We start from the raw sequence: 8,805 nt of genomic DNA on the forward strand, positions 1-8,805 counted from the left end.
GCTTTTATTGGGGTAGATTTTTTACTTTTTCCGCACATTGAATACTTGCCACGCTCACTGCTTGGGGCTTTTACTTTCTTTGAATCAACAGAATTGAGATCAGTTACAGATAACGCAATTGCCTCAGAGCCTGTCTGTGTTTCTACATTCTTTTTGAATAATGCGGCTAATACTCAGCAGCGTCCAAACCGATGAATATATTGGAAAATGGATAAGAGAAGACGTGCTGAATATCTTATAGCCCTGCTTCGGTGGCCCGTAATATTGCTCGGGCTTGCCGCTGTCAGCAATGCTCCGCTTCCACGGCAGGCCGCACTGCTGGGGTTTGTCGCTGCGTACAATGCCGCGTTGATGTTTTGCATCAATGACCCTGAGCGCTTTGCACATTACGGAAAAAGACTGGCTCTTGCCTGCCGCGGATTTGATATCGCCATCATCACAATTACCGTTGCCGGTCCCAGCGACGCTATGGCTTATTTGCTGTATTGGTTCGTGCTGGTCGGCTCGGGATATGCCGGCAATCGAATGCGCGGGCTGACGCTTGTGACCGGTGGGGTAATGGTCGCAAACGTGATCGGCACATTCCTGGCAATCAGCGGTTCTGACAGCATGACATCGACTCTGGCGACAATCGGCATGCGCAGCGGGGTGCTGGTAGCGGGGGCGCTTGTCGCTGCGTTTATTTTCAAGACCAGGTCACAGGATGATCTGGCATCCGAAAGAGGATCGTATCTGCACGCAATTATGGACTGCGGTGCGCGTTTGACCAGTCTGCGCAGCGTGCATGATCTTGCACTGTATGTTCTGGAATCAGCCGTCACCGAGACTAATGCCGGAGGCGGCGAACTGCTGCTGCTGAATGAAGAATCGGGTCATCTTGAGACCGAAGCGTTTTATTCGCCCGAAAAGAGCCTGGCTGCTCCACCCGAAGCGCTGCTTCGCTCGTATGCCAACTGGGTGACCAACAGCGGACGGGAATTCCTGGTCAAAAGCGGCGGGCAGACTTCGGAAGAATCCGAAGTGGACCGAGACGACCGTCCCGCCATGGCCGCGCCGCTGCTCTGGCAATCATCCGGCTCGGATGAGAACCACCGGGTTCTCGGAGTGCTGATGGTTTGGGGTCAATCCGGCGAAGACTTCGGCGATGATACGCTGGATATGCTGCGTATATTTTCAGTGATAGCAAGCGCAGCTCTTGTGAATTTGCGACTATATACTAACCTTCAGAAACAATTTCTGCGCACCCTTCAGAGCCTTGCAAACGGCTTGGAAGCCAGAGACGAATATACACGGGGGCACTCGGAGCGTGTGATGCAGGTCTCATGCCTTATAGCCCAGGAACTGCAGGTCCCGTCGGAAGCTGTAGACTCACTTAAAAACGCATCGCTCCTGCATGATATCGGAAAGATCGGCGTCCCTGACGCAATCTTGCGCAAGGCGGGAAAGCTTACCGCCGAAGAATGGGAGACTATGCGCCGTCACCCGATCGTTAGTGAAGAGATTTGCCGGCCGCTGGGTCTATCACAGGACGTGCTTTTCCTGATTAAGCACCATCATGAACGCCTCGACGGCAAAGGTTACCCAAGCGGGATCAGCGCGCAGGAGCAACCTCTGCTTCAGCGAATTCTTGTTGTTGCCGATTCGTTCGATGCTATGCGTTCGCGGCGGCCCTACAGAGAAAGAATGCCTCAGGAAGAACTTATGGGCGAGCTTAACCGCAGCGCCGGCAGAACGCTTGACCCGACCGTAGTCGATGCGCTGCGGCACATGATAGAGAGAGGCGATCTCGACCCGGTATACGAAGAGCACGACAGAATGATTGACGGCACGATGTCCTTAATGAAAGCAAAGAAACAAAAAGCGGCATAAGCTGATAGCAAAAAATAGCAGCCTTTGAGAAAAGGCTGCTAAAGGGAGAGAAAGGAGAGAAATAACGCTCTCAATTACATAGACGCAGCAGGCTTGCATAATGTTTTCAAAAATCGAAAATATTTTTACCCACAGTCTACCGTCTTCTCTCCTTTGAACTGACCAGTCTCGAAAACAGCCCCAAGGCAAGAAATGTTGGCGCCCAATGTCCGACAAATATTGCGTCCTCTTTTCTCCTGGCAGTGAAAAGCCCCAGTGAGAGAAGTATCGATCCCAGGCTCAACCCGAAGAAAATTCTGGGCGAGACTCTCTCCGGCACAGACATAGCGGAATCGACCACTCGCCGCTGATCCATTATCTTCTCCGCCGCCTTGTGCGCTTTTTGCCTTGCTCTGTGCGCAGTTTCATTGACTCTTTCCTTCACGGAAGCTGCCGCGTATGCCATATGCGACCTCCAAAGTCTATTTACGATGTGTATCTTTACCCGCTTCAAAGCGCACAAAAACGAGAGTTTCATGACTGTGACCTGCGGGCATTATGGGGTATGCTCACAAACATGGTGATATCAGAACGCATGTTGACCATATTTATGACGCTTCAAGCGTCATTGGCTGTGGTCGGAAACCATCCATTAAGGCAATGTTGCTTCGTCGTAAAATAGTAAGCCTTTACTTTTGCATTGCTGCTCTATTTGCATCTATAGGCGCAGCATTGTCATCACCGACCGGACTAAACCTCATCCCGACTGCCGATACCCTGCCATACGGCGAAACCAGCCTGGGATTTTCAACCACCGCCACACGCCCGCGCATGGACGGCGCTACCAAGGAGAGTCTGTTTGAGACCGAGTTTGGGATAGGTGAACACTTCGAGTTTGGAGTGGACCGGGCAGTGGGAGCCAATGCTGCGACCTTGGTAAACGGCAAATACCGCCTTTATGATGAATCGCGCCTGACTCCGGCAGTGGCAGTCGGTATGCAAAACATTGCTACGAATACCGGCAGCATGCCGTTTATAGCTGCCTGTAAAACGCTCAGTGTCGCCCGGGTCCACTTCGGCACGATCAAAACGGGGGGCACGTTTCGCGCAATGCTGGGAATAGAAAAATATCTCAGCAGACTAGTCACCATCCAGAGTGACTATATGTCCGGAGCAGGCAACTGGACAACTATTGGCATGGTAATAGGCGTTCCCAGCGGTTGGAACCTTAATGCTGCATGGCTTATCGGCAACTCCGACTCCAGCGGCAACGGTTATACTATCGATTTGGAATGGGGCGGCCAGTTGTGGTAGTTGTTCCCTACGTTTTCCCCAAACCCATCTTGCCGGCCATAAGCAGAAGCTTTACATAATCGATTTTGCCGGTGACTTTTGCTACCTCGACGCGCTTTACCGATTTGTCATCCACCATAACCGTGCGCGTTCTGAAGCCGTAAATACCCTCTATATCCTTCTGCGTATAAACAGCAACCGTACCCGTGTTTGGAGCGTTCTGCCAAAAAACTCTGGTCCACTCGCCGCCCGGTATGTTCTTTGTATAGAACCCGATGATATCCTTTTGGGTAACTTTAGAGTCTGCAATATCGAGCTGAACGAACTCTATCTGCTTGACATCTTTGATTATATCGGCGACGTCGTTCATGTCGATCTTGTCCAGCACAGAGCTAAACTTACCTGATAGCATCGGCAGCATTGCCTTGGCCATTGGAAGAATATCCTCGTTGCTCATGTTGACTTCCATGGCCGTCTCTGACCCCGGATAGATAGGCAGGTCCATTGGCTGTTTCTCACCCTGAGCAAAGCAGGATGTGCCGGTGAGGGCTGCTAATATGACGAGAGCGGTCTTGAGTTTCATATCGTTCCTCTTAATTAAGATGGCTATTTCTAACTATTACAGTAGTATCTTATCAGGTGGTATTGCCTTTTCGCAAGGATTGACTTCTTCAAACACTGTGATACACTGTTGCCTATGAGCTACTTCATTGAACAAATGGATTACGATAAACACAACGAAGAAGTTGCGCGCGTCTGGCAGGCATTCAATGCAAAAAAGCCGGTAAGAGTGCCGGTCATCCTTGGAATCAACTCAAGAATATATCTGCTGAATCCTGATTTGAATAAGGAGGGGATTACTTTTCAGCAGTATTCCGAAGACCCTGATCTTATGGCGAGAGTGCAGATGCTCAGTCAAGACTACATCCGCCATAATATGATTCAGGATGCAGAGATGGGCATGCCGAAAGATGGATGGAATATATACGTCGATCTGCAAAATGTTTATGAAGCGGCGTGGTTTGGCGCAAAGGTCGAGTATCGGCCCGGACAGGTCCCCGACACAAGCCCGATTCTTGGCGGCTCTAACAAGCGAATGCTCTTTGACCGGGGCTTTCCCGACCCGTTCACATCAGGCATTATGGCAAAGAACTGGGATTTCTATGAGCGTATGAAGGCCAACCGAAGCAAATATATCTTTAAGGGTCTTCCCGTAATAAACGTGGGCTTTGGTGCGGGAGCCTATACCGACGGGCCTATGACTGTCGCCGCATCGCTGCGCGGAGCTACCGAGCTTTGCATGGATATCTATGAGGACCCTGATTATTTCCATGAACTGCTTGCATTTATCACTCAGGCTACCATCAAGCGGATCAAAGCGTTCAGAAAAGCGCTTGGGCTGGAGATGAAACCGCAATCATGGGGGTTTGCGGACGACAGTATAGAACTGCTCTCCGTTGACATTTATAAAGAATTTGTGCTGCCGTATCACAAAATGCTTCTTAATGAACTCGCCGGTAAGGGCCCTCATGCAATGCACCTTTGCGGTGACGCCGGACGCCTGATGCCGATAATCAGGAATGAGCTGAATGTGCAGCTGTGGGATGCGGGGTTCCCGGTCGATTACGCAAAGGCGCGCGAACTGCTTGGTCCGGATTTTCAGATTCAGACCGGACCCACAGTCGCCACATTGCTGCAGGGCACCCCGGAAGAGGTCGATGAGGAATCCAGGCGAATCCTGGAGTCGGGCATTATGCGCGGCGGGCGGTTTGTGCTGCGCGAAGCCAATAATCTAAGCCCATGCACCCCGGCGGAAAATGTGAAGGCGATGTATGAGGCAGCCAAAAAATATGGAACATTCGAGTGACGATCACTGCGTATCAATAACTGAAACCGCATCCGAGTTTCCGCGTCTACTATTATTGAAAGGATAGGCAGGGTTGTGACCGATTATGATTTCTCGGCAAGCAACGAAGAGCTCCTGGAAATGTGCAAGCAACAGGATCAGGATGCGCTGCGTCTGCTTTTGCGCAGGCATGAGCGTCCCATCTATAACCTGCTCTATCGTATGCTTTCAAGCCATGAGGATGCAGAGGAGGCTCTTGCAGAAGTCTTTGTAAAGGTGTGGCGGGCTGCTGCCGGATTTAAGGGTGACTCGAAGTTTACCACTTGGCTTTATAAAATAGCGTCGAACACGGCCAGAGACTTCCTGCGTTCGCGGCAGGTGCGCCGGGAAGTCTCAGTAGAAGATGTTATAATCGACGAAACTCTGGTCGGCACACAAATGCAGTCCGCCGCTGCAGACCCTGAAAAGTCTGCAATAGAAGCTGAAGACAAGGAAAGAATAGTAAGAGCAATGGCTCTGCTTTCCGAAGAGGACCGGCTCCTGGTAACACTTTACCATTTGCAGGGGTGCGATTATGACGAGATATCGAGGATCACCGATATTTCGCCGAGTAATCTGAAAGTCAAGCTATTTAGAGCACGTCAGAGGCTGAAGAAGCTGTGTTTGAGCGAGGAAGCGCAAGGCGAGAACAATGAAATGCGAACAGATACAACCCAATCTTCTGGACTACGCACAAGGCAAACTGAGTCAGCCTGAAGGCGAGCAAATCCGGGAGCATATCAGCGAATGCGCCGAGTGTGCGGCTCTGATGAAAGATGAAGTCGCATTCGCGGGATGTCTGGCATCTATTGACTGTCAGCAGCCCCAAAACGACGTCTGGGCGCTGGTTCATGCCAATATAAGACCAAAACGGGCAAGGGTATTCATATGGCTCGGCGGCTTTATGAAAAACGGCTATCGAGTGGCCGCAGCCGCATTAGTCGCGGCTATGCTGCTTCTGACGGCTATATATACCTTCAAGCCGCCAGAAAATAAGCCCTCAGGCACTGTGTCTGCATCAATGGCGCAGGTGAAATGGTCGGATGACCCGATGGGCGATCAGACTGACGCGACAATAGATTATATAGACAATATGTAGGTGTTCCGATGTATTCATTTAGGCAGTTGATCAACAATAAAATACCCTTTCTTGTTCTTACGATAGGAGTCATGTCGTTCCTTGCCTCTGCGGCATGTGGTGCAGGCATTAGTCAGAATCAAAAAGATCAGCTCAAAGACCTTGCCGTGCAGACCAGACAAAGGACCAGGGTTGAGCGACAAAACCTCATGCGCGCGCGCAGGGAGCTTTTCGAGGCCTATCGCAGCTATGACCTAAATGAGAAAAAGGCAAAAGCGGCTATCGAAAAGATAGATCGGTCTCAGTTGAAACTGCTGCATATCCATCTGGATAACCAGACCGGCATCAGGGATATACTCACTGCAAGTCAGTTCGCCGATTTCAGGAGCAGGGTAGGCAATAAAATGCGCGGGCGGCGGCCGGGTGCAATACCCCCATTGAGGGAAGGCAATCCGGATAAGTTGGTGGACAAAACTATACAGGAAATGAACCTTAGCGCAGACCAGACTCTGCCGCTGAGCAAGTTAGCTGAACAAAAGGATAACACAACAAAAAAAATACGCCGGGACTCAAAGCAGATGGCCGGGATGTACGCTGCTTATAATCTCGACATAGCAGCAGCGAAAAAACTGATAAACAGTATACACCGCCAGCAAGTGAACCTCTTGAATCTCAATTTCAAGAAACAGCAGGCTTTGCGCAAAGTCCTGACCGCGAATCAGTTTAATGACCTGATCGGCCAAATATCAAGACATAGTAATTGACCAGGCGCAATATTCACACCTGGTCAAGTCACTACGAGGGTTGGAATTTCTTTGTCATCTCGACACATGTGCCCGGGTTTTCCGAGCTGAAAGTGACGTCATCCATCAGCGCTCTCATAAACATAATGCCTCTGCCGCCCTCGCACATATCTCCAAAAGGCGTTGGGCACACTGAATCGGGATCGAACCCGCGGCCTCTGTCTATGACAAACACTCGCATCTCGTCTTTGCCGCGCTCGAACCGAATTCTGACCTTATGACAGTCGCGGCACGTTCCATGCCTTATCGCATTGGTGGCCGCCTCGCCGATAGCAAGTTTGATATCCTCAATGTCCTCATCGCCAAACGGCATGGAACACGCGAAATCACCGGCGCGCGCGCGTATATATGACAGCATCTGAGGTTGGCTCGGAACTTCGAATTCAACAACGTCTCTGATCTCAGGGCGCGAGGGGCTGCTTATTGACGGCTGCAGCGCGCTCACCTGTTCATATTGAAACAGACCCGACATGCCGCAGCGCGATAAAACCTTTGACAACTGTCCGCCTGCCGCTATAAGTCTCAAATTGCAGCCTTTGGGCACAAGAGAATTTGCTGCATCAATAAGAGCCGATACGCCTGTAGAATCCATAAAGATCAGCCCCCTCAGATCAATATTGATCAACGACTTGTCACGCTCAACAAGGCTCACAATTGCTTGCCTGACCCTGTCCATGTTGCGAAAATCCACTTCACCACGCAGCGCTATGGTAGGCTCATCAGCGTAGTTGATTAGAATCTCAAGCTCACCGTCCAAATTGCACAATTCCATTTCTTTTACTTCCCGAAGCGGTAATTGTAAGGCCGATTGTCTCTTCCATCCGCCATATATTAGACGATACGGGCTGAACTTTTGTTCACACAAAGAACAACCTGGACAATTATGTGTGCTTGGCTGGGGGTTATTTGAAGAAAATCATCACGTATTCGTGCTTGAAGATATAAAATCCGCCGCTGAGGGCGCGGTAACGCCAGAGGTTGGCATCCTTACCTTTGCCCTTTTCATTTCCCTCTATGTTTTTAACTATGATCGATTTGGTGCGGAAGCCCACCTCGTTCATTTTTTGCATGCACTTGAACCCTAGGGGATCGAGTTCGCCTGCGCCATATTTATCGCCTATCACCAGCACAGCAAACCGGCCTTCTTCAAGCGTATCGTAAGCGTTTTGAGCGACTTTCATGAACCCGGCAAGAAAAGCATCTGTCGTAGGGCAGTTAGACAGGTCCGCATCAAGTTCGCTGAATTTAATGATGTCGGCGTATGGAGGGTGCAGCACTGCCAGTTGGGCTTTCTCGGCGCCCATCTCCTGCAGTGCCGTTTGAACACTCTTTTTTGCTTTACTGGAGGAGCTGTCGCCCTGAATGAGTCTGATCGTATCGTCAAGAGCCTGGTCAGGCAGTTTGCCCTTAACATGATCGATGAGATCCGACTTCAGCTCAACCCCTATCAGTCTTCGATTTAAATTCACTGCTTCTATGGCCGAAGTGCCTGAACCGAGGAACCAGTCAACCACAATATCGCCCTCGCGGGTATATCGCCTGAAAGCCTGATTAGCTATCTGGGGAATGAAATTGCCGTGATAGTCGAAGACATGGCCGTTGGTGTTTTGCCTGGAACCCATTATCCACAGCGAGTCGGTGAGAATATCTTCATATTCTTTCCAGCGCGATAGGTCTATATCAGAATATTCGAGTTTTCTGGAGCGTCTTTTGTCAACCACGATGAGATTCTATCAGGAATTGTGAGCATGGGTCAAACCATCTGCCGAGCATGGGTGCATGTCAGATTTACGGAATCACGCTGCAATTTTGGCAGCCTCTAATATATTGCCAGTTCTTTTATTAAGCACTGCAGAGCGCAAATGTGCGATTGTCTCGATTCCGTGCCTCTTCCAGCG

11 protein-coding genes are annotated in these 8,805 nt (G+C 50.3%); 7 read left to right on the top strand and 4 right to left on the bottom strand.

What is annotated here, in order from left to right:
- Positions 1 to 195, top strand: a 195-nt coding sequence (locus ABFD83_06350; GenBank protein MEN6356691.1) for a hypothetical protein, incomplete at its 5' end; no start/stop codon positions are given.
- Positions 196 to 207: 12 nt separating this feature from the next.
- Complete coding sequence (locus ABFD83_06355) at positions 208 to 1,869, top strand: HD domain-containing phosphohydrolase (GenBank protein MEN6356692.1); 1,662 nt, start codon at positions 208 to 210, stop codon at positions 1,867 to 1,869.
- A 136-nt stretch (positions 1,870 to 2,005) separates the two neighbouring features.
- On the opposite strand, the gene ABFD83_06360 is transcribed toward ABFD83_06355, so the two are convergent.
- Complete coding sequence (locus ABFD83_06360) at positions 2,006 to 2,314, bottom strand: hypothetical protein (GenBank protein ID MEN6356693.1); 309 nt, start codon at positions 2,312 to 2,314, stop codon at positions 2,006 to 2,008.
- Between the two features lie 92 nt (positions 2,315 to 2,406).
- Here ABFD83_06360 and ABFD83_06365 point away from each other — a divergent pair, with 92 nt between their 5' ends.
- Entirely contained in the window at positions 2,407 to 3,162 is a 756-nt protein-coding gene (locus tag ABFD83_06365) for a hypothetical protein (protein MEN6356694.1), read from the top strand.
- A gap of 7 nt (positions 3,163 to 3,169) precedes the next feature.
- On the opposite strand, the gene ABFD83_06370 is transcribed toward ABFD83_06365, so the two are convergent.
- On the bottom strand, positions 3,170 to 3,724 hold the full coding sequence (locus tag ABFD83_06370) for a hypothetical protein (GenBank protein ID MEN6356695.1): 555 nt from the start codon (positions 3,722 to 3,724) through the stop codon (positions 3,170 to 3,172).
- 114 nt (positions 3,725 to 3,838) lie between these two features.
- Between ABFD83_06370 and ABFD83_06375 the strand changes: the two genes are divergently transcribed.
- From ABFD83_06375 to ABFD83_06390, 4 genes are all read left to right on the top strand, one after another.
- Positions 3,839 to 5,008: a uroporphyrinogen decarboxylase family protein gene (locus ABFD83_06375; GenBank protein ID MEN6356696.1), complete on the top strand. Its 1,170-nt coding sequence runs from the start codon at positions 3,839 to 3,841 to the stop codon at positions 5,006 to 5,008.
- Positions 5,009 to 5,128: 120 nt separating this feature from the next.
- On the top strand, positions 5,129 to 5,743 hold the full coding sequence (locus ABFD83_06380) for a sigma-70 family RNA polymerase sigma factor (protein MEN6356697.1): 615 nt from the start codon (positions 5,129 to 5,131) through the stop codon (positions 5,741 to 5,743).
- 52 nt (positions 5,744 to 5,795) lie between these two features.
- A complete protein-coding gene (locus tag ABFD83_06385; GenBank protein ID MEN6356698.1) occupies positions 5,796 to 6,125 on the top strand; it encodes a hypothetical protein in 330 nt (109 codons plus the stop codon).
- Between the two features lie 8 nt (positions 6,126 to 6,133).
- Positions 6,134 to 6,868, top strand: coding sequence for a hypothetical protein (locus ABFD83_06390; protein ID MEN6356699.1), 735 nt, complete (start codon positions 6,134 to 6,136; stop codon positions 6,866 to 6,868).
- Between the two features lie 31 nt (positions 6,869 to 6,899).
- Here ABFD83_06390 and ABFD83_06395 read toward each other — a convergent pair whose 3' ends face one another.
- Both ABFD83_06395 and ABFD83_06400 read right to left on the bottom strand, forming a co-directional pair.
- Positions 6,900 to 7,679, bottom strand: a complete 780-nt coding sequence (locus ABFD83_06395; protein ID MEN6356700.1) for an ATP-binding protein — start codon at positions 7,677 to 7,679, stop codon at positions 6,900 to 6,902.
- Between the two features lie 130 nt (positions 7,680 to 7,809).
- Positions 7,810 to 8,628 (bottom strand): DNA methyltransferase, encoded by an 819-nt coding sequence (locus ABFD83_06400; GenBank protein MEN6356701.1) that lies wholly within the window; start codon positions 8,626 to 8,628, stop codon positions 7,810 to 7,812.
- Positions 8,629 to 8,805: the final 177 nt, after the last annotated feature.

This window comes from Armatimonadota bacterium (assembly GCA_039679645.1).
Lineage (GTDB): Bacteria > Armatimonadota > UBA5829 > UBA5829 > UBA5829 > UBA5829.

Coding starts and splice junctions, on each gene's coding strand:
- ABFD83_06395 (MEN6356700.1), bottom strand. CDS start 7,679: ATGGAATTGTGCAATTTGGACGGTGAGCTTGAGATTCTAATCAACTAC.
- ABFD83_06370 (MEN6356695.1), bottom strand. CDS start 3,724: ATGAAACTCAAGACCGCTCTCGTCATATTAGCAGCCCTCACCGGCACA.
- ABFD83_06360 (MEN6356693.1), bottom strand. CDS start 2,314: ATGGCATACGCGGCAGCTTCCGTGAAGGAAAGAGTCAATGAAACTGCG.
- ABFD83_06380 (MEN6356697.1), top strand. CDS start 5,129: ATGTGCAAGCAACAGGATCAGGATGCGCTGCGTCTGCTTTTGCGCAGG.
- ABFD83_06375 (MEN6356696.1), top strand. CDS start 3,839: ATGAGCTACTTCATTGAACAAATGGATTACGATAAACACAACGAAGAA.
- ABFD83_06355 (MEN6356692.1), top strand. CDS start 208: ATGGATAAGAGAAGACGTGCTGAATATCTTATAGCCCTGCTTCGGTGG.
- ABFD83_06385 (MEN6356698.1), top strand. CDS start 5,796: ATGAAAGATGAAGTCGCATTCGCGGGATGTCTGGCATCTATTGACTGT.
- ABFD83_06365 (MEN6356694.1), top strand. CDS start 2,407: ATGGGGTATGCTCACAAACATGGTGATATCAGAACGCATGTTGACCAT.
- ABFD83_06390 (MEN6356699.1), top strand. CDS start 6,134: ATGTATTCATTTAGGCAGTTGATCAACAATAAAATACCCTTTCTTGTT.